This window comes from Bacillus cereus group sp. BceL220 (assembly GCF_051776965.1).
GTDB lineage: Bacteria > Bacillota > Bacilli > Bacillales > Bacillaceae_G > Bacillus_A > Bacillus_A cereus.
Genome location: NZ_JBPWBC010000004.1, coordinates 87853 through 106751, shown reverse-complemented (window position 1 = coordinate 106751; position 18899 = coordinate 87853). Strand labels below are relative to the sequence as shown.

The window sequence follows — 18899 nt, the reverse complement described above, 5'->3', positions numbered from 1 at the left end:
GATGAATCTTGGGAGAAAACAGGAAATGTTACAAATTTATTTTGTTAAATAGAAACCAAGGTCAAAATGTTTAAAAAGAAATAGTTGAATAAATACTAGCTTCAAATTATAATTACTAATATTCTTCATATAGTTAAATAAAGATAATCTATTTGAAGAAGAAAATTTGAATAGAGAGACAGACTTATAAAAAATAAGCCTTGGATGATTAAAAGAGGTGGAGAAATGAAACAGTTCTTATTAAAGAGCAAAAGTGTGTTAAGCAATCATTTTGGATTCTTTCTGTTTGCCGTTATTTTATTGTGGCTCAAAACGTATGCAGCCTATGTAACGGAATTTAATTTAGGAATTTCAAACACAATCCAAAAATTCTTGCTGTTTTTCAACCCGCTTAGTTCAGCAGTTCTATTTTTAGGACTTGCATTATTTGCAAAAGGGAAACGATCTTATATTTGGTTAATCGTTATCAACTTGTTATTGTCGATTCTTTTATACGCAAACGTAGTTTACTATCGCTTTTTCAGTGACTTTATTACGTTCCCGACATTAACACAAACGAATAACTTTGGAGATTTAGGTGGTAGTATTCTTGCGTTGCTACATCTTTATGATCCACTATACTTCTTAGACACGATTATATTAATTGTGTTAGTCGCAACAAAATTCGTAAATCCAAAACCAATTCGTGTTGCGAAGCATAAATTATCTCTAGTATTTGTAGCAGGTATTTTATTATTCAGTGTTAACTTAGGTCTTGCAGAGTCTGACCGTCCTGAATTATTAACAAGAACGTTTGACCGTAATTATATTGTGAAATATTTAGGGGCATACAACTACACAATTTATGATGGAATTCAAAGTGCGAAAGCATCGACAGAACGAGCATTAGCTGATGGCGATAATATGACAGAAGTACGAAATTATTTAACATCAACTTATGCAAGTCCAAATCCTGAGTATTTCGGTAAAGGAAAGGGAATGAACGTAATTTATATTCATTTAGAGTCATTCCAAAACTTCTTAATTGATTACAAATTAAATGGTCAAGAAGTTACACCGTTCTTAAACTCATTTACAAAAGATGCGAATACACTATACTTTGATAACTTCTTCCATCAAACAGGACAAGGGAAAACATCTGATGCGGAGTTTATGTTAGAGAATTCAATGTTTGGTTTACCACAAGGTTCTGTCTTTACAACGAAATCTCATAATACGTATCAATCAGCACCAGCTATTTTAGGACAACAAGGATACACATCAGCAGTATTCCACGGTAACTACAAAACATTCTGGAACCGTGACGATATTTATAAATCATTTGGTTTTAATAAATTCTTTGATGCGTCATACTACGATATGAATGAAAAAGACGTAGTAAACTACGGATTAAAAGATAAACCGTTCTTTAATGAATCTATTCCGTTATTACAAACGTTGAAACAACCGTTCTATACGAAGTTTATTACGTTATCGAACCATTTCCCTTATCCAATTGATAAGGCAGAAGCAACAATTGAACCAGCAACAACAGGTGATTCATCAGTAGATACGTACTTCCAAACAGCACGCTATTTAGATGAATCTGTAAAAGGCTTCATCGATTACTTGAAACAATCTGGTTTATATGATAACTCAATTATCGTTATGTACGGAGACCATTACGGTATTTCAGATAATCATAACGCAGCAATGTCAAAAGTAATGGGTAAAGAAATGAACTCATTTGAAAATGCACAGTTACAACGTGTACCTTTAATCGTTCGTGTACCAGGAGTGAAAGGTGGCGTACAACATCAATATGGCGGTGAAATTGACGTTCTTCCTACGTTATTACACTTACTAGGTACAGATACGAAAAACTATGTTCAATTCGGTTCAGATTTATTATCACCAGAGCATAAACAAGTCGTTGCGTTCCGTAACGGTAACTACGTAAGCCCAACTGTTACTGCACTAAACGGCAAATACTATGATACAACAACTGGAAAACCTGTAGAATTTACAGATGAAATAAAGAAAAATGAACAAATGGTTCAAAACTCACTAAAATACTCTGACCAAGTCGTAAATGGTGACTTATTACGATTCTACACACCGGAAGGATTCACTCCAGTAGATCGTTCGAAGTATAACTATAACAATCGTGATAAAAACAAAACGAAGGTAAAAACGACTCCGGAAGGGGAAGCTAAATAAAAAAAAGCGCTATTCATATGAATAGCGCTTTTTATTTGTAAATATACCATCATTATTAGACAGAACTAGCTGTTGCTTTTTGTTTTGCCTTTCCGAAGAAAACTACACCGACGATGATAATAATGATAAATGCCCATTTAATGAAAGGGTTACTTTCGAAAAATCCAGCAAACCATTTCTCATCTACAATCATTTTTGCAGCAGTATAAGCTAAAACCGCTGCTCCAATCGTAATGATGACAGGAAAACGATCCACCCATTTTAAAATCAATGTACTGCCCCATACGACTACAGGAATAGAAACTAATAGACCAATGATTACTAAAGAAAAGTTACCATGGGCAGCTCCTGCAACAGCGAGTACATTATCAATGCCCATTAACGCATCAGCGATAATAATGGTTTTAATAGCAGACCAAAATCCTTCTTCGGCTTTAATATCATGATTTTTGCCCTCAGCAATCAACTTGTAAGCGATCCATATAAGAAGTACACCGCCAATTAGGAGTAAACCAGGTATTTTTAATAACCAAACGACAACTAAGGTAGCGAGGGCTCTAATAGCGATTGCCCCGACAGTACCCCATATAATAACTTTTTTTTGTTGGTTTTTCGGTAATCTTCTTGCTGCTAATCCAATTACGATGGCATTATCACCGGCTAACACTAAATCGATTACAATGATGGCAAGTAAGGCAGACAAATATTCAGATGAGAGAAACTCCATATACATATCACTCCTTATGGTTAATATGTGCTAAGCTATATTAAAAATTCTAAAGATCTTTTTGTCATTGCTGTAAATGAATAATGAGGGGAACTTTAGAATTAAAGGAAAATAAAGTATTCCATCGGGGGAATGTATGCTGAAGTAATTTTTAAAGCACAATCATTGCACTACAGAGAAAACAAAATTTGGACTTATATTTGGAGGTAATAAAAGATATTATATTAATAGAAAACGATTACAAAATCTAATTTTGCAAAGTTAGTATCTATACTTGCAAGTCAATTAGTGAACAAGTATAGAAAGGGTGTACACCATATATGATATTAGGTAATCGAAGTGTAAATATTTTGCAACAAATTATTCAAGCAGAAGGTTATGTGTCTATAAATCAATTAATTGATGTAATTCGAGTTTCTAAGCGAACAATTTATTATGATATTAAGAAGATTGAAGATTGGTTAGAAGAGGAAGGGCTACATTCAATTGAATATATCCGGCCTCTAGGTTATTGCTTAAATAATGAAACGAAACAGATAATAGTAAAAAAATTAAATGAATTTACGAGTGATCAATATGAATATTCTCCACAAGAAAGAAAAATATGGTTAATTTTATGCTTACTCATAAAGGAAAACAGAATTTTATTAGAAGACTTAATTGACCTTTTACAAGTAAGTCGTAATACTGTGCTTACAGATTTAAAAAAGCTAAAAGTAGAACTAAATAAGTATGATTTATTATTACAATTTGGGCGTAAACCAGGCTATCAAATTGCTGGAGATGAACAGGATAAACGAAATTTGTTAATTTCCAGTCTCTCTCACATTATTTCCAAAAACGGCTGGGAGTATTTAATATCACAAGTAAAATGCATTATAACTGACATGAGGAATGAAAAAGATACTCTGGAACGAGAAACACTTTACAACATAAAAAATATTCTTTCAAACTGTGAAGAGTTTTTAGGTATCCAATATACAGATGAGGTGCTTGAAAATTTAAGCGTTTACATGTATTTGTTCCATAGACGTATTTTAAAAGGACAGTACATTGAAATGGAAGAAGCAGAAAAAAATGTTCTTCGAGATTCAAAGCAATTTGAAGCAGCAAAGTATATCGCGAAGCAGTTTGAGCGAAAGTTTGCTGTTAAATTCCCAAGTGATGAAATTTATTATATTACGACGCATTTGTTAGGTGCAAAAGTAAATTACCAGGAAAATATGTATGAAAAAAATAATAAGGATGAAATACATTTGGTTGTTGACAGGATGATTAAAGAATTTCAGGACTATGCTTGCGTTATATTTGAAGATTTTAACGGGCTGTCTTCAGACCTATATTTGCATATGAAACCCGCATTTTATCGGGTGAAGTATGGAATAGATATTGAAAATCCATTACTGAATACGATTCAGCAAAATTATAAAGAGGTATATTGTCTTACAAAAAAAGTGATTCATCATTTTGAAGAATATGTGAGAAAATCTGTTTCAGATGATGAGATTGCATATATTACTATGCATTTTGGAGCGTGGATGAGGAAAGAAGGAATCGTTCCCAATCCGCGGAAAACTGCGCTACTTGTATGTCCGAATGGCATTGGAACATCACGTATGTTGCAATACCAATTAGAAAAATTATTTTCAAATGTGGATATATTAAATGCAATTTCAAAGCGAGAATATGAATCAAATACATTTGATGTAGATTGTATTATTACAACTACTGAAATTGAGAAGAGAGGGGTACCTGTTTTTAAGGTGAATCCAATTCTAACTGATTCTGAAAAAGCATCTCTTTTAAGAAACGTAAATGGAGTATTGTATGGTGAGAATCAAAAGGATTCTGTTGATGTAGTCATGGGAATTATTCGAAAATATTCCGATGTAGTAGATGAGCAATCTTTAAAAAGAGAATTGACTGAATTTATGAGTGGTCCGGTGTATTTTGAGAAGGAGGAGAAATATAAACCAATGTTAAACGAACTTTTAACTAAAGAGTTTATTCAACTACAAAATCGAGTTGATAATTGGAAAGATGCGATAAAGGTAGCAGCTGAACCGTTATTACAAAATCAATATATCATTGAAGAATATATTGATGAAATGATTGTAAATGTAGAAAAATTAGGTCCCTATATTGTTATTGCACCTAAAATTGCAATACCACATGCTCGTCCAGAAGCAGGAGTTAAGCAGCTAGGAATGAGTTTACTACAGTTAAAAGAAAGTGTTTCATTTTCAGAAAAACAAGAGCATGCTGCTAATTTGATTATTGTGCTAGCGGCTATAGATAATGAAACACATTTAAAAGCATTAGCACAATTAAGTGAGATGCTATCTGAACAAAAAAATGTGGAAATGTTAATACATTCAGATTCAAAAGATAAATTATTAGAAATGATAGCTAAATATTCTAATTAAAGGGGAAATTAAAATGAAAAAAGTATTAGTTGTATGTGGAAATGGTTTAGGAAGTAGTTTTATTGTGGAAATGAATGTGAAGAAAATTTTAAATGAACTAGGATTACAAGCAGAAGTATCTCATACAGATTTAGCTTCTAGTAAATCTGAGCAAGCTGATTTATATTTAGGTGCAAAAGATATTATTTGTAATCTTGAAGATGGCACACGCACAGTTGCTGGTTTAACAAATATTTTAGATCAAAATGAAATTAAAGAAGCATTACAAAAACACCTGATGTAGTACAGTGAAAGGGGAGTAATGCTATGTTTGATATAATAATGAAGGATATTTTGGGACAGCCTGCAATATTAGTTGGATTATTTGCTATGTGTGGTTTACTACTGCAAAATAAAAACTTTGCAGACACAGTTTCAGGAACCTTAAAAACAATTATGGGCTTTGTCGTTTTAGGAGGCGGAGCTACTATATTAGTAGGAGCTTTAGACGTTTTTGGTAAAATATCTGATAAAGCATTCCATATTAAAGGTATAATTCCAAATAATGAAGCTGTTGTTGCAATAGCTCAGCAAACATTAGGAAAAGAAACGGCATTAATCATGGTATTTGGTATGATTACAAATTTAATAATCGCACGATTTACGAAATTTAAATATGTATTTTTAACTGGTCATCATACGCTCTTCATGGCATGTTTAATTTCAGCGGTATTTTCAACTACAGGGATGCAAGGCGCTTCACTAGTCATTATTGGGTCAGTTATTTTAGGGGCACTCATGGTGATTTTTCCAGCATTACTACAACCGTATGTTAGAAAGATTACAGGGATGGATGATATTGCAATTGGCCATTTCGGTTCTGTTGGATATTTAGCGGCAGGGTTTGTTGGAAGTAAATTTGGAAATAAAGAAAAATCAACAGAACAAATTCAAGTTCCGAAATCACTTGGTTTCTTACGTGATACATCAGTATCTATGTCATTAACGATGGCTGTATTGTTCTTTATTGTCGCGCCATTTGCTGGTAAGGGGTTTATCGAAACTGAATTAAGTAACGGACAAAATTATCTCGTTTATTCTTTCATGCAGGCCATTACGTTTGCAGCAGGTGTATATATTATTCTAGCAGGTGTACGTATGTTAATTGCAGAAATTGTACCTGCATTTAAAGGGATTGCGGATAAACTTGTACCAAATGCAAAACCGGCATTAGATTGTCCAACAATCTTTCCGTTTGCACCAAATGCAGTTATTATTGGCTTTTTAACAAGTTTTATTGCTGGACTCCTTTCCATGTTTCTGCTTCCATTTATCGGTTTAAGTGTAATAGTACCAGGATTAATTCCTCACTTCTTCACAGGAGCAACAGCAGCTGTATTTGGAAATGCAACAGGAGGTAGGAGGGGAGCGATACTTGGCGCTTTTGTAAATGGGTTACTAATTTCATTCCTACCAGCGATATTATTACCTATATTAGGTGGTTTAGGATTTGAGAATACAACATTCGGGGATTCTGATTTCGCAGTGGTCGGTATTTTGATTAGTGAAATTGTGAAGTTAGTTGGCTATATTTTTTAATATATGGAATAAAAAAAGACTTGATAACCTACTAGAGGGAATCAAGTCTTTTCATTACATACGATTATCATGCCAGAAGTTTAATGGGAAATGTTCGTTCTCATTATATGCTTCTAATTCATATCCTTTTTCTTTCAGTCCTTTAATAATTCCAGGTACTGCTTTTACTGATTGTGGATGAATATCATGCATAAGGATAACTTCTGTTGGATTTGTAGCACCATTTAACACGTTCTCTACAATTTTAGCAGATGCAGCATCAACTTGCATTTTGTTGTATTTCCAGTCTAAAGAATCAATTGTCCAATCCCAAACTTTTAAGCCATTTTCTACAACTTTGTTGCGAAGAGCTTCGTTTAATCCTGGCATAGAGCCGTAAGATGGACGAGTTAATACTGGTGATTTACCTAAAACACCAGCGATTAAGCCTTGGTCTTCCTTCATTTCATCTACGTAATGACCTTCTGTGTAAAGTTTCTTGTAGTTATGAGTCATACTGTGCATCCCAACGTAGTGGCCTTCAGCATCTTCGCGTTTTACAAGATCAGGGAAAGCTTTTACGTTTGAACCAATTAGGAAGAATGTTGCTTTTGCATTTTCTTTCTTTAACATATCTAAAAGCTCAGCTGTGTATTTTCCAGGACCATCATCAAATGTTAAATAAGCGACTTTTCTAACTTGCCCGTTATAATGTTTAGGAGCTTCTTTCGGAGCAAGAGATGTTTGAATCTCACTTACAAGTTGAACAGATTTTGCTTCATCCTCTGTACTAGCTAGAGCAGTATGTACTGATCCCAAAGCCGCTTCGTATGTGAATAATACCCCCGCACAAACTAACATAGCCCTTTTTACTAAAGTTGTCATTCGAATTCCATTGTGCATAATTTTCCTACTCTCTATAAAAGTTCTACTCTACTATATTAGCAATTATAGGTAGGGAAATGCAAAAAAACTTTTTTACAAGTGTAAAAAAGTTTACTCAAAAGTATGCAAGATTTTATATCAATTGCAGTTTTGAAAAATAGGATGAATTTAAACTTTATTATTTAAACTTTCAATCATCAAATTTAAATCTTCTAATAAGGATGCATGCGCTTTTTTAGGAGAACCTGTATCAAAGGGAGGCTGAGGGTCGTATTCTAACATGAGTTGAACTGCTTTGCTTTTTTCATCTCCAAATTCCCAAGCTATTAACTGAAGGGCCATATCAATACCTGCAGATACACCAGCAGCTGTTATAATTTTTTCATGGCGCACGAATCTCTCTTCAGTTGGAATAGCTCCGAGAGAACGAAGTAAGTTAAAACAGCTCCAATGACTAGTAGCATTAACACCATTTAGTAGACCAGTAGCACCTAAGATTAAGGAGCCCGTACATACAGTTGTAGTCCACTTTGTCGTTTTATGTATTTGGAGAATCCAATTAAGAGTTTCTTCATCCTTCATAAGTTGTGTAAAGTTTGGTGGACGACATCCGGGAATAATAAGAATATCTGCTGAAGTAATTTCATTAAAATTGTAATCAGCATGTAAATAGCCCATTTTCGAATCTAATTTTATTAATCCCTTCGTTTTAGCAACAAATTTTATGTTGTTGCTTTCTGCAGCAAATACTTCGTATGGACCAATAGCATCTAATGCAGTAATTCCATCATAGAGCATAATAACGATTTCCATTAAAACCTCTCCTTTATTTGTTACGAATTGAATCTAGTAACGATAAGGAAGATAAAATTATTGAATATTCTTTTATCGTTACTTTAAATATACTATACCCCTAATGTGTATCGCTTAGTGCAACTTTGTCAAAGGTGTGACAAAATCTATGAATAGGTTCATTTATTTTGAAAAGATGTATTCACTTATTTAATGGGTAAAAGTTTAATTTACTTGGAATTTCTATTAAAAACGATATGCAACTTTCACAGAAAGAAGAAATGAAAAATATAGTACTTAGGCTAAAGTCTTAAAACGAAAGGAGACTAATCATACTTTCGTATCATTTCATTTTCGTTCCAATTATTGATTCGAATATTTTTGTTTTTTATTAAAATATTGGTAAAGAAACAATTACATGAAAAAAGGAGTGGGAATATGGATAATTATATTTGCACTACATGTGGAGTACAGTATCCCGAAAATGAAGAAGCACCTTCTCGCTGTAAAATTTGTAATGAGGAAAGACAATATGTTAATCCAATTGGGCAGTCATGGACAACATTAGAAACGATGCAAAATAGCAATTTATACAAAAACGAAATAATAAAAGAAGAAAGCGGTTTGTATAGCATTACTACTAAACCTAAATTTGCGATTGGACAAACAGCATTTTTAATACAAAGTAAAACTCTAAATGTTATGTGGGATTGCATTAGTTATTTAGATGATAAAACGATAAAACGTATATATGATTTAGGTGGTATTCAAGCAATAGCACTTTCTCATCCACATTATTACTCTACACAAGTTAAATGGGCGGAAACATTCAATGTACCTATTTATATTCATGAAGATGATAAAGAGTGGGTGGTTCGTCCGAGTAAGCAAATTAAATTTTGGTCTGGGGAGCATCTGATATTATCGGAAGAACTTACATTGCATCGCTTAGGAGGCCATTTTAAGGGTGGAACTGTTATACATTGGAAAGACGGTAATGAAGGGAAAGGTATTTTGTTATCAGGTGATATTATACAAGTAGTTTCGGATCGAAAATGGGTAAGTTTTATGTATAGTTATCCCAATCTCATTCCATTACCAGCGAATAAAGTTAGAGATATGGCAGAGAAGGTAAAAGATATCCAATTTAGTCGACTATATAATGCATTTCATGGTGTGGTGGAAGATGCGAATAAAGCTGTACAAAGATCTGCTGATCGGTATATAAAGGCCCTGCAAGGAGAACTATTTCATACGTAATAGCTTGTAATTCATCTCTACATTTATATAACTAATTTTATATGAATTTTATACTAAAGTCCTATTGTTTATTAACTAATAGGTCTTTCAACTTAGGAAGTTCACACTAATGAGGGATGTTAAAGGGAATATATGTAACCTATACTAATTACTATAAAGCTTTGGAAAATGAAAAGGAGGAGATTTGCATGAAGAATTGGGTTCAATTTAGAATTGCAAGACCAACAGATAAATTTGAAGAAGTGATAAGTTTTTATGAAACAGGATTAGGATTAAAACGTATAGGGGAATTTCACAATCATGAAGGATATGACGGGGTGATGTTTGGTTTACCAGATGAAGAGTATCATTTGGAGTTTACTACACATGTTAATGGAAGTCCATGTCCGGCACCGACAAAAGATAATTTACTAGTTTTTTATATGCCTATTAAAGATGAAATTGAAAAGATAGTGAATCGATTAAGTAATATGGGCTATCATGAGGTGGAACCAGAAAACCCGTATTGGATAGAGAAAGGAACCACAATAGAGGATCCAGATGGTTGGAGAATTGTGCTTATGAATGCATCTGAATAAAGAAACTATTTTCATATGAAATAGAGTGTAACAAAATGATTTAGACATAAATCCCTACAGTGTTTGTAGGGATTTTTATATAAGAAGATCTTATTGAGAGAGTTATTAAAATGTAGAAAGTATTTTGGCTGAGAACAAATGTAATAAACATAATTTATGAAGGAGGTATAAAAGTATGATAGTAAACCATTTTGAAGAGTTTTCTAAACATGTTGGAAACACACCTCTCATGAAATTAAAATGCGAAGAAACGAAGGACCTTTCTATCTATGCTAAATGTGAATGGCACAATCCTACAGGATCGATTAAGGATAGGCCAGCACTTGGAATGATTAATAAATATTTACAAGAAGCGGACAAAAAACAAAATATTTTAGAGTATAGTGGTGGAAGCTTAGCGAGGTCAATTGGGTGTATTTGTAATTATTTAGGGATTCAATGCACGTTAGTTTTAAGTTCTGGAACCGGTAAATCTCTATTAAATGAACTTGATCGTTATGGTGCTAACGTAATCTTAGTTGATAAATGTAAAGGGTTCTACGCAGTAATTGAGAAAACAATAGAGATTAGCAAACAAAAGCCAGAATTATACTTTTTATTCCAACATTATAATAATGCAAATCTAGTAAGTCATATAGAAGGTACAGGGCGAGAAATTATTGCACAAATGATTGGAAAACCAATACACGCATGGGTAGCATCTGCTGGTACTGGTGGAACTCTAATGGGAGTCTATACAGCAATAAAGAATTATACAAAAAATGTTGAACTACATTTAGTAATGCCTGCTGAATTGCCTTATGGTTCGGAACAACCACCAAATGATTTAAAGAAATATGCTGGATCAGGTGGGTTCGGCTTAGGAAGGAAACAACATTTCATAGAACAGGAAGAAAATTTGATAGAAAAACAATGGACTTATTCATATGAAGATACCCTGTATGAAATGGCACGTTTTTACAAAGATACTGGTATAAAAATAGGAACTTCTGCGGCAGCGAATTTATTAGCAGCTAAACAAATTGGGAAAGAAAAAGGTGCGAATTTTAATGTAGTTACAGTTTTTCCGGACGCAGGATCAATAGAAGAGTGGTCAGATGTAAAAAATTTAGTTGAAAATAGGGAATAGACCAAATGATAGAGAGGACCATTAAAAGTTCTATTGTAGTTTATATCTTATTCTACGCAAAATTGATACCATTAAAAAACTGTATGTTTAACAAGTACAGTTTTTTGATGGTGTAGCTGTGCAATATTTAGAAATTTCACATACCGTATTTTAAAAATAAATATAGGAAAACCGAAAAGTAATGTAGAATATATCGTACATACATATATACAGTCAACAGAAAAGATAAAGAGGTGGGTATATGTTACTTGAGGAAGTAATGCAGCAACTAGAGGAATATGGAACAGAACAAAATCGTAAAACGTATAAAAACCACGGAGCGAAAGAGCCACTATTCGGAGTTAGTTTTGCAAATTTAAAATTGTTAAAAAAGAAAATAAAAAAAGATCACGATTTAGCAGTTGAATTGTGGGAAACGAAAAATATGGACGCAATGATATTAGCAACTTATATTTTAGACCCGAAGAATATAACAGCAGAACAGCTTAATAGTTGGGTTCAGGATGTTGATTATTACTGTTTAATGGATGTTTTTATGACATCTATATGTACTTCGCCAATTGCAATAGAAAGAATGGAAGAGTGGACAAAGTCTAATGATGAATGGATTGGAAGAGCTGGCTGGTCTTTATTAGCAAATATATCGATTAAAAATAAAGCGTTACATGATGATTTCTTCTCTCCATACTTAGAAGAGATTAAAGAAAATATACATAATGAAAAAAATAGAAAAAAAGAAGCGATGAATAGTGCTTTAATCGCAATAGGAATTCGTAATGAAGACTTAGAGCGACAAGCGATTGAAATTGCACGTGAAATTGGAAAAGTAGAGGTTGATCACGGTGCAACATCATGTAAAACACCAGATGCAGAAAGCTATATAAAAAAAGCGAGAGAAAGAGCTCAAAAAAAGAAAGTGAAATAAGAAAAGAGGAACGGCTATGAAACCAATTGAAGCAGCACAAAGCATAATTACATCACAATTTCCGAATTGTGATGTAGCTTTACTCGGTGGAAGCGTTGCACGAGGAGAAGCGACGAAAACATCTGACCTTGATATTGTAATAGTTGACCAAAGTTTAACTTCTTGTTATAGAGAATCTTTCTATAGTAATGGATGGCCTGTTGAGGTGTTTGTTCATAATTTTACAACATATAAAACCTTTTTCAAAATGGATTGTGATCGAGGGAGACCGTCGTTACCACAATTAGTTTCAGAAGGGGTTGCATTAAAAGGGGAAAAGGAAATTGTTGAGAAATTAAAAAAAGAAGCGAATGATTTACTACATAAAGGACCAGCTAAATGGACCGAAGAAACGATTAAGCAGAAGCGATATTTTATTACGGATACTTTAGATGACTTTATTGGTGCAACAAAAAGAGAAGAAGAATTGTTTATCGCTAATTTATTGGCGGATTTAGTACATGAATATGTATTAAGAGTAAATGGTAGGTGGCTTGGGAGTTCAAAATGGTTTATTAGAGTGCTAAGAAGATATGATGAGCAATATGCAAACAAATTTGTAGCGGCTTTTGATCATTTTTATAAAACGGGAGAGAAAAATGAATTAATTCATTTTATAGAAATGACGTTAGAACAGTATGGTGGAAGAGTGTTCGAAGGATTTTCTATTGGTAAATAAAAAGGGGAGAGAAAAATGAATGTACCATATGTTCAATTAAGAGAATTGACACTAGATGATGTAGAAGATCGCTATCAATGGTCGTTAGATAGCGATGTAACAAAGCATTTAGTCGTACCAGACCAATATCCTCCGTTCACTCGTGGAGATACGAGAATCTGGATTGAAGCTTGTATAAGCCGAAAAAATGGTTATGAACAAAGGGCGATCGTTACTGAGAAAGGTATACATATTGGATGGGTAGACCTTAAAAATTTTGATAAAACAAATAAAAATGCAGAACTAGGAATTGCGATTGGAAATAAAGACTATTGGAGGAAAGGATTTGGAATGGCAGCTCTAAACAGCATGTTACAAATAGGTTTTTCCCAGTTTGAATTGGAGAAAATTTGGTTACGTGTAGATGAAGATAATACACAAGCTAAAAAGAGTTATGAAAATGCCGGATTTGTATGCGAAGGGTTAATGAGAAATGATCGATTGAGACAGGGGAAGTTCATTCATCGCTATCGTTACAGTATATTAAAAGAAGAGTATGAATCAAAAAATAATAACCTATAAAAATATTATGTCAATTAAAAAGGGGAAGATAAAATGATTCGATTACTTACAAAAGCGGATGCAAAACAATATTGGGAGTTACGTTTACAAGCACTACAAGTAAATCCAGAAGCATTTGTAACGACTTATGAAGAAGCAGTACGTCAAGAAAACCCTCTTGAACGCGTTGCGGGTAATCTTTCATCCAACAGTAGTTTTACATTTGGTGCTTTTAATAATGAAAATCGTTTAGTTGGGGTTGTTACTTTATTAACAGAAGAAAAGGACGCATATAAGCATAAAGGGCATATCGTTGCAATGTATGTAGATACTGAAAATCGAAGAAGTGGTCTTGCACGTGATTTAATACGTAAAGCAATTGAAAGGGCAAAAGAGATGAAGCTAGAGCAATTGAACTTAGGGGTTGTGTCAACGAACGAACCAGCCAAACGATTATATGAATCAATGGGATTTAAAACGTACGGAATTGAAAAAAAGGCTATAAAAATGAATGGTGTGTATAGTGATGATGAACATATGGTGTTGTTCTTTTAAGAGAGGAAGTTTTGTATGAAAAAGGGGAAAATGCGACTATAAGATGGGGAGTTTGGCATATAGCAGATCATAATCGGTATCATCAAGCACATATAAGTCGATTGAGGAAATTATATAGAGAATATAAACTGCATATTCTTTAATTTTTGAATAAACAAACGCCCCTAAATAATAATTAAAGGAGGCGTTTATTTTTATTCGTTTGTTTTTCTTCCCAAGCTATCATTAAATTTTTATGATGATTTTTTGGTTTTTCAATAGAAAACCAGTAAATTGAATGTGCAATAGTTGGTAGCCATCTTTTATGGCAGATTCGTATATTTTCATGGTGAGTATAGTGGGTCGAGATTAAGGTAGATTTTGACCCTTAAAAATTTTGGTATGTAATATCCTCGATTTCATACCAATACACTTTATTCCCATGCAAATCTACTACAATTCCTTCATCATCCCAATAGGAACCTATATCGTTTGCACGTGTTTTCCATAAGGTTAGGGCATACTTTAGTAGCCATAAGGAGAAAAATATTGAAATAATTCCTAGTAAATCAAATTCTTCCATTAAAGATAAAACACTTATTAGAAGGAAAACAACTCCGAAAGAAAGTACAAATAAAATAGATTGTATAGAGGCTCTGTATATTTTCAGTGTTATCACATCCATAGAAGTAACTTATTTTTAAAATTATTTCTGTTTAATGTTTTTATATTAAGTATAATAAATGAATGAATGTATTATTATCTTTTTCATTGCAAGTGAATGGAAAGTGAAATGTAAGTTTGTATGTAGATTTTTCATCGCGTATACTAAAATATATGTTATAGAGATTAAAAATTAAATACAAGGGGTTTTACGATGAAAGCAATTGTTATAGGGATACTGGCATCATTTTTCTTTGCCTTTACCTTTGTTTTAAATCGGGCAATGGACTTAGAAGGTGGAAGCTGGATTTGGAGTGCATCATTACGGTATTATTTTATGGTTCCAATGCTATTACTTATTGTTATGTATAGAGGGAACTTAAAGCAACTCTTTCAATATATGAAAAACAATCCGAAAGAATGGTTAGTATGGAGTATCGTTGGATTTGGTCTCTTTTATGCACCGCTTAGTTTTGCTGGAGCGTTCGGACCAGGTTGGCTCGTTGCATCAACATGGCAAATTACAATCGTTGCAGGGATTTTGTTAACACCATTTTTTGCGGTGGATCCACTACATAAAAAACTTCCGATGAAGGAATTAGTTATGTCGGGCATTATTTTATTCGGTGTTGTTCTCATGCAAGTAGAACATGCTTCTTCATTAGGTATTCGTGAAACCGTTTTATGTGTAGTTCCTGTACTTATTGCAGCATTTGCGTATCCTCTTGGAAATCGAAAAATGATGCAAGTTTGTAAAGGGGAATTAGATGTATTTCAGCGAGTACTCGGTATGACATTAGCAAGTTTACCATTTTGGTTTTTATTATCTGGTTACGAAGTATCAACTGGCGGATTACCGTCAAGTAACCAAGTTTTTCAATGTTTTATTGTAGCAGTTAGTTCTGGGTTAATCGCGACAATATTATTTTTCTTTGCAACAGATCTTGTGAAAGATGATCCACAAAAACTAGCAACAGTGGAAGCGACGCAGTCTGGTGAAGTTTTATTTGCGCTAGTAGGAGAGCTGATCTGGTTATCTGCACCAATTCCGTCATCATTATCTTGGATTGGTATGAGTCTCGTTATTATTGGAATGGTACTTCATAGTTATGTGGCTGTCGTTGTAAAAAAAGAAGAAAAAATAACGGCGTAATGAGATTAGCTCTTTTTATTAAGAGCTAGTCTTTTTTCATAGAAAGGGATGAAAATATGAATTTACAGCGTGTTGAACAAATTGAAAAAGATTCAATATTAAATGTGCTACAATATGCCGTCGGTCCAAATGAAATAAGCTTAAAGAAGGCAGTATTATTTTACCAAAGGAATAAAGGGACTTTGTACAAATATGAAGAAAAAGCTTGTATAGGTATTGAAGTAATCGGAGCAACTAAAGCACGAGTATGTCATATAGCAGTGGATTCAGATTATCGTCAAAAAGGAATTGCACTGCAAATGATTAAAGAAGTGGTAAGGATATATCAATTGACTTATATAGAAGCAGAGACAGACGATGGGGCGGTAGAATTTTATAAAAGAATTGGTTTTCAAGTTAAAAGTTTAGGAGAAAAATATATGGAAATCGAAAGATTTCATTGTTATTTGGAAAAATAGTATAAAAATATGCATATGGAGTATAGCTTGAAAAAATAAGATTTACATTTTTCTTCATTTAATAAAACTCTCGCTTATCATTCTCTACGATTTTAATAGAGTTTTGAGGCTTCAGTACACCCATATACATATTTTTGTAGTAATGAATATGATTAAGTTAAAAATTAAGAAAAATATGATAATATATTTATATAAAAGTTTAAATTTACGTGGCTAGTGAGGGAACCAATATGAAAATGAATGAAATAGTAGCAAGCACACAATTTCCAAATACAATCGAAACAATAACAAAAGATTTAAAAGCATTAGGAATCGAAAAAGGAATGACAATTATCGTTCATTCATCGCTAAGTTCTATCGGATGGATATCTGGTGGTGCGGTTGCCGTAGTAGAAGCATTAATGAAAGTTGTTACGGAAGAAGGAACGATAATAATGCCAACGCAATCTTCGGATTTGTCCGATCCGAAACATTGGTCAAGACCACCTGTACCGGAAGACTGGTGGCAAATTATCCGAGATAACGTCCCTGCATTTGATTCACGTATAACCCCAACAAGGGGAATGGGTGAAATAGTTGAATGTTTTCGTACATATCCGAATGTAGTACGTAGTAATCATCCGTTAGGAAGTTTTGCTGCATGGGGAAAACATGCAGTAGAAATAACAATGAACCATTCATTATCAATGAGCTTTGGAGAAGAATCTCCATTAAGAAAAATATACGATTTAGACGGGTACGTATTATTAATTGGTGTTGGATATGATTCAAATACGTCTGTTCATTTATCCGAGGTGCGTACTGGTGCATGTGAGTTAATACAAGTAGGAGCACCTATTATAGAAAACGGTGAAAGAGTGTGGAAAGAGTTTGTTGAAATGGATTACGAATCTGAGAAGTTTGTAGAAATTGGTGTTGAGTTTGAGCGAAAAGGAACTGTAAAAAATGGGAAGATAGGGAATGCAACGTGTCGTCTAATGAAACAGCGTGATATAGTTGACTTTGGAACAGAATGGTTTCGTAAGAAAAATTAGTAAGGGATGGTTACAATGAAAGGGAAAAAGGTATTAATTACGAGCGGTGGTTGTCTAGAAAAATGGGATCAAGTACGCGGGCATACGAATATGGCTAAAGGTACAATCGGAAGGATAATCGCAGAAGAACTTCTAGCTAAAGGGGCACATGTTATATATTTACACGGTTATTTTGCGGAGAAACCGAGCGATGTACATAGAGGGTTAGAATTACATCCATTTGAAGGGATTGTTGATTTACAAGATAAAATGAAAAGTATCATCACACATGAAAAGGTTGATGCGGTTATTATGGCAGCGGCTGGATCAGATTGGATTGTGGAGAAGATCTGTGATCAAGATGGTAATGTTCTTAATATGAACGGAAAAATTTCAAGTGATATTGCACCGATTATTCACTTTCAAAAGGCTCCAAAAGTATTAAAACAAATAAAAGAATGGGACCCAGAAACAGTACTTATTGGTTTTAAACTTGAAAGTGATTTAAATGAAGAAGAACTGTTTGAAAGAGCGAAAAATAGAATGAAAGAAGCAAGGGCGAATGTAATGATTGCGAATTCACCACATTCTTTATATTCGCGCGGAGCTGTGCATTATGTAATTGGACAAGATGGTAAAGGGAAGTTGTGTAATGGGAAAGATGAAACAGCGAAAGAAATTGTCAAAAGCTTAGAGGTATTATGTAATCGTGTCACTGCTTTTTAAAATTAAGTTTTTAGATAAGAATGAATCCGCATAGTAATAAGTAAGCGAAACTTTAATTGGTGGGAATTTTACTTTTACACGAATGTGAAGCGTATATCAATCAAGAGCTATACACAGAATAATTGGTGAGGAGTGGATTCTATGGAACATTTATTAAAGCAAGCTATTAAACTTAGAAACGAAAAGAAATATGCGCAGTCTAAAGAGATGCTTATAGGATTAACAAACTTTACAAAGGATGCAGAAGTACTGTATCAGTGTGCGTGGATACATGATGTAATGGGGCTAGAAACAGAAGCAGTTCCGTATTATGAGCAGGCAATCGCAAATGGACTTGATGGCGAATCCCTTTGCGGTGCTTATATTGGTCTAGGAAGTACATATCGTTGTATAGGGGAATATGAAAAGGCAATTACAGTATTAGAAGCTGGGGTGAAAAAATTCCCAGAGAACGATCCGATGAAAGTATTTTTATCATTAGCAAAATATAACGTAAACGATCACGAGTCAGCGATGAAATTATTACTTGAAACTGTCGTGAAAGTAGAGGAAGTAAAAGAATTTGAACGTGCCATTTCATTTTATAAAGACCACTTAAATGAGGTTTTTAAATAAA

At 33.5% G+C, this 18899-nt stretch carries 20 protein-coding genes and 1 pseudogene; 17 read left to right on the top strand and 4 right to left on the bottom strand.

Going from position 1 to position 18899, the window contains the following annotated elements; all coding sequences use genetic code 11:
- Positions 1 to 225 precede the first annotated feature (225 nt).
- The gene (locus ACS2FK_RS12715; RefSeq protein ID WP_000808777.1) at positions 226 to 2199 is read left to right on the top strand and encodes an LTA synthase family protein; all 1974 of its coding nucleotides are present in this window, start codon (positions 226 to 228) and stop codon (positions 2197 to 2199) included.
- A 55-nt stretch (positions 2200 to 2254) separates the two neighbouring features.
- Here ACS2FK_RS12715 and ACS2FK_RS12710 read toward each other — a convergent pair whose 3' ends face one another.
- Entirely contained in the window at positions 2255 to 2926 is a 672-nt protein-coding gene (locus ACS2FK_RS12710; RefSeq protein ID WP_063547656.1) for a TerC family protein, read from the bottom strand.
- 320 nt (positions 2927 to 3246) lie between these two features.
- On the opposite strand from ACS2FK_RS12710, the gene ACS2FK_RS12705 reads away from it, so the two are divergent.
- Genes ACS2FK_RS12705 through ACS2FK_RS12695 form a run of 3 tightly spaced genes read left to right on the top strand, consistent with a single transcriptional unit; the run spans position 3247 to position 6930 of the window.
- Entirely contained in the window at positions 3247 to 5352 is a 2106-nt protein-coding gene (locus ACS2FK_RS12705) for a BglG family transcription antiterminator (protein WP_063547654.1), read from the top strand.
- Positions 5353 to 5365: 13 nt separating this feature from the next.
- A complete protein-coding gene (locus ACS2FK_RS12700; RefSeq protein ID WP_000757316.1) occupies positions 5366 to 5635 on the top strand; it encodes a PTS sugar transporter subunit IIB in 270 nt (89 codons plus the stop codon).
- 23 nt (positions 5636 to 5658) lie between these two features.
- Positions 5659 to 6930 carry a PTS ascorbate transporter subunit IIC gene (locus ACS2FK_RS12695; RefSeq protein WP_063547652.1) on the top strand — a complete coding sequence of 424 codons (1272 nt, stop codon included), beginning with the start codon at positions 5659 to 5661 and terminating at the stop codon, positions 6928 to 6930.
- Between the two features lie 54 nt (positions 6931 to 6984).
- Here ACS2FK_RS12695 and ACS2FK_RS12690 read toward each other — a convergent pair whose 3' ends face one another.
- Both ACS2FK_RS12690 and ACS2FK_RS12685 read right to left on the bottom strand, forming a co-directional pair.
- Positions 6985 to 7812 carry a peptidoglycan-N-acetylglucosamine deacetylase gene (locus tag ACS2FK_RS12690; RefSeq protein ID WP_063547650.1) on the bottom strand — a complete coding sequence of 276 codons (828 nt, stop codon included), beginning with the start codon at positions 7810 to 7812 and terminating at the stop codon, positions 6985 to 6987.
- A gap of 150 nt (positions 7813 to 7962) precedes the next feature.
- The gene (locus ACS2FK_RS12685; protein ID WP_063547648.1) at positions 7963 to 8607 is read right to left on the bottom strand and encodes a DJ-1/PfpI family protein; all 645 of its coding nucleotides are present in this window, start codon (positions 8605 to 8607) and stop codon (positions 7963 to 7965) included.
- 417 nt (positions 8608 to 9024) lie between these two features.
- Here ACS2FK_RS12685 and ACS2FK_RS12680 point away from each other — a divergent pair, with 417 nt between their 5' ends.
- The 8 genes and pseudogenes from ACS2FK_RS12680 to ACS2FK_RS12645 form a co-directional block, all read left to right on the top strand.
- A complete protein-coding gene (locus ACS2FK_RS12680) occupies positions 9025 to 9846 on the top strand; it encodes an MBL fold metallo-hydrolase (RefSeq protein ID WP_063547646.1) in 822 nt (273 codons plus the stop codon).
- A 188-nt stretch (positions 9847 to 10034) separates the two neighbouring features.
- Entirely contained in the window at positions 10035 to 10424 is a 390-nt protein-coding gene (locus ACS2FK_RS12675) for a VOC family protein (RefSeq protein ID WP_000800667.1), read from the top strand.
- Positions 10425 to 10599: 175 nt separating this feature from the next.
- The gene (locus ACS2FK_RS12670) at positions 10600 to 11553 is read left to right on the top strand and encodes a PLP-dependent cysteine synthase family protein (RefSeq protein ID WP_063547644.1); all 954 of its coding nucleotides are present in this window, start codon (positions 10600 to 10602) and stop codon (positions 11551 to 11553) included.
- A 241-nt stretch (positions 11554 to 11794) separates the two neighbouring features.
- Complete coding sequence (locus tag ACS2FK_RS12665) at positions 11795 to 12478, top strand: DNA alkylation repair protein (RefSeq protein WP_063547642.1); 684 nt, start codon at positions 11795 to 11797, stop codon at positions 12476 to 12478.
- 16 nt (positions 12479 to 12494) lie between these two features.
- The gene (locus ACS2FK_RS12660) at positions 12495 to 13196 is read left to right on the top strand and encodes a nucleotidyltransferase domain-containing protein (RefSeq protein WP_000802433.1); all 702 of its coding nucleotides are present in this window, start codon (positions 12495 to 12497) and stop codon (positions 13194 to 13196) included.
- Positions 13197 to 13211: 15 nt separating this feature from the next.
- Positions 13212 to 13757 carry a GNAT family N-acetyltransferase gene (locus tag ACS2FK_RS12655; RefSeq protein ID WP_063547640.1) on the top strand — a complete coding sequence of 182 codons (546 nt, stop codon included), beginning with the start codon at positions 13212 to 13214 and terminating at the stop codon, positions 13755 to 13757.
- Positions 13758 to 13790: 33 nt separating this feature from the next.
- On the top strand, positions 13791 to 14291 hold the full coding sequence (locus ACS2FK_RS12650) for a GNAT family N-acetyltransferase (RefSeq protein WP_063547638.1): 501 nt from the start codon (positions 13791 to 13793) through the stop codon (positions 14289 to 14291).
- Positions 14288 to 14434 (top strand): annotated as a pseudogene (locus ACS2FK_RS12645) (DinB family protein); the annotation flags it as partial. The gene ACS2FK_RS12650 and the pseudogene ACS2FK_RS12645, both read left to right, overlap by 4 nt.
- A gap of 224 nt (positions 14435 to 14658) precedes the next feature.
- Here the strand turns inward: ACS2FK_RS12645 and ACS2FK_RS12640 are convergent.
- Positions 14659 to 14853 (bottom strand): hypothetical protein, encoded by a 195-nt coding sequence (locus ACS2FK_RS12640; RefSeq protein WP_230387334.1) that lies wholly within the window; start codon positions 14851 to 14853, stop codon positions 14659 to 14661.
- Positions 14854 to 15147: 294 nt separating this feature from the next.
- On the opposite strand from ACS2FK_RS12640, the gene ACS2FK_RS12635 reads away from it, so the two are divergent.
- The 5 genes from ACS2FK_RS12635 (at position 15148) to ACS2FK_RS12615 (ending at position 18898) form a co-directional block, all read left to right on the top strand.
- Positions 15148 to 16086: a DMT family transporter gene (locus tag ACS2FK_RS12635; RefSeq protein ID WP_053564173.1), complete on the top strand. Its 939-nt coding sequence runs from the start codon at positions 15148 to 15150 to the stop codon at positions 16084 to 16086.
- 56 nt (positions 16087 to 16142) lie between these two features.
- A complete protein-coding gene (locus ACS2FK_RS12630) occupies positions 16143 to 16544 on the top strand; it encodes a GNAT family N-acetyltransferase (RefSeq protein ID WP_063547636.1) in 402 nt (133 codons plus the stop codon).
- Positions 16545 to 16774: 230 nt separating this feature from the next.
- Positions 16775 to 17578: an aminoglycoside N(3)-acetyltransferase gene (locus ACS2FK_RS12625; RefSeq protein WP_000783341.1), complete on the top strand. Its 804-nt coding sequence runs from the start codon at positions 16775 to 16777 to the stop codon at positions 17576 to 17578.
- 15 nt (positions 17579 to 17593) lie between these two features.
- Positions 17594 to 18283 (top strand): phosphopantothenoylcysteine decarboxylase domain-containing protein, encoded by a 690-nt coding sequence (locus ACS2FK_RS12620; RefSeq protein ID WP_000676727.1) that lies wholly within the window; start codon positions 17594 to 17596, stop codon positions 18281 to 18283.
- 141 nt (positions 18284 to 18424) lie between these two features.
- A complete protein-coding gene (locus ACS2FK_RS12615) occupies positions 18425 to 18898 on the top strand; it encodes a tetratricopeptide repeat protein (protein WP_000400637.1) in 474 nt (157 codons plus the stop codon).
- The last annotated feature ends 1 nt before the right edge of the window (position 18899 follow it).

Coding starts and splice junctions, on each gene's coding strand:
- ACS2FK_RS12640 (WP_230387334.1), bottom strand. CDS start 14,853: ATGGAAGAATTTGATTTACTAGGAATTATTTCAATATTTTTCTCCTTA.
- ACS2FK_RS12675 (WP_000800667.1), top strand. CDS start 10,035: ATGAAGAATTGGGTTCAATTTAGAATTGCAAGACCAACAGATAAATTT.
- ACS2FK_RS12700 (WP_000757316.1), top strand. CDS start 5,366: ATGAAAAAAGTATTAGTTGTATGTGGAAATGGTTTAGGAAGTAGTTTT.
- ACS2FK_RS12615 (WP_000400637.1), top strand. CDS start 18,425: ATGGAACATTTATTAAAGCAAGCTATTAAACTTAGAAACGAAAAGAAA.
- ACS2FK_RS12690 (WP_063547650.1), bottom strand. CDS start 7,812: ATGCACAATGGAATTCGAATGACAACTTTAGTAAAAAGGGCTATGTTA.
- ACS2FK_RS12620 (WP_000676727.1), top strand. CDS start 17,594: ATGAAAGGGAAAAAGGTATTAATTACGAGCGGTGGTTGTCTAGAAAAA.
- ACS2FK_RS12680 (WP_063547646.1), top strand. CDS start 9,025: ATGGATAATTATATTTGCACTACATGTGGAGTACAGTATCCCGAAAAT.
- ACS2FK_RS12685 (WP_063547648.1), bottom strand. CDS start 8,607: ATGGAAATCGTTATTATGCTCTATGATGGAATTACTGCATTAGATGCT.
- ACS2FK_RS12655 (WP_063547640.1), top strand. CDS start 13,212: ATGAATGTACCATATGTTCAATTAAGAGAATTGACACTAGATGATGTA.
- ACS2FK_RS12710 (WP_063547656.1), bottom strand. CDS start 2,926: ATGGAGTTTCTCTCATCTGAATATTTGTCTGCCTTACTTGCCATCATT.
- ACS2FK_RS12670 (WP_063547644.1), top strand. CDS start 10,600: ATGATAGTAAACCATTTTGAAGAGTTTTCTAAACATGTTGGAAACACA.
- ACS2FK_RS12625 (WP_000783341.1), top strand. CDS start 16,775: ATGAAAATGAATGAAATAGTAGCAAGCACACAATTTCCAAATACAATC.
- ACS2FK_RS12695 (WP_063547652.1), top strand. CDS start 5,659: ATGTTTGATATAATAATGAAGGATATTTTGGGACAGCCTGCAATATTA.
- ACS2FK_RS12665 (WP_063547642.1), top strand. CDS start 11,795: ATGTTACTTGAGGAAGTAATGCAGCAACTAGAGGAATATGGAACAGAA.
- ACS2FK_RS12715 (WP_000808777.1), top strand. CDS start 226: ATGAAACAGTTCTTATTAAAGAGCAAAAGTGTGTTAAGCAATCATTTT.
- ACS2FK_RS12705 (WP_063547654.1), top strand. CDS start 3,247: ATGATATTAGGTAATCGAAGTGTAAATATTTTGCAACAAATTATTCAA.
- ACS2FK_RS12630 (WP_063547636.1), top strand. CDS start 16,143: ATGAATTTACAGCGTGTTGAACAAATTGAAAAAGATTCAATATTAAAT.
- ACS2FK_RS12650 (WP_063547638.1), top strand. CDS start 13,791: ATGATTCGATTACTTACAAAAGCGGATGCAAAACAATATTGGGAGTTA.
- ACS2FK_RS12660 (WP_000802433.1), top strand. CDS start 12,495: ATGAAACCAATTGAAGCAGCACAAAGCATAATTACATCACAATTTCCG.
- ACS2FK_RS12635 (WP_053564173.1), top strand. CDS start 15,148: ATGAAAGCAATTGTTATAGGGATACTGGCATCATTTTTCTTTGCCTTT.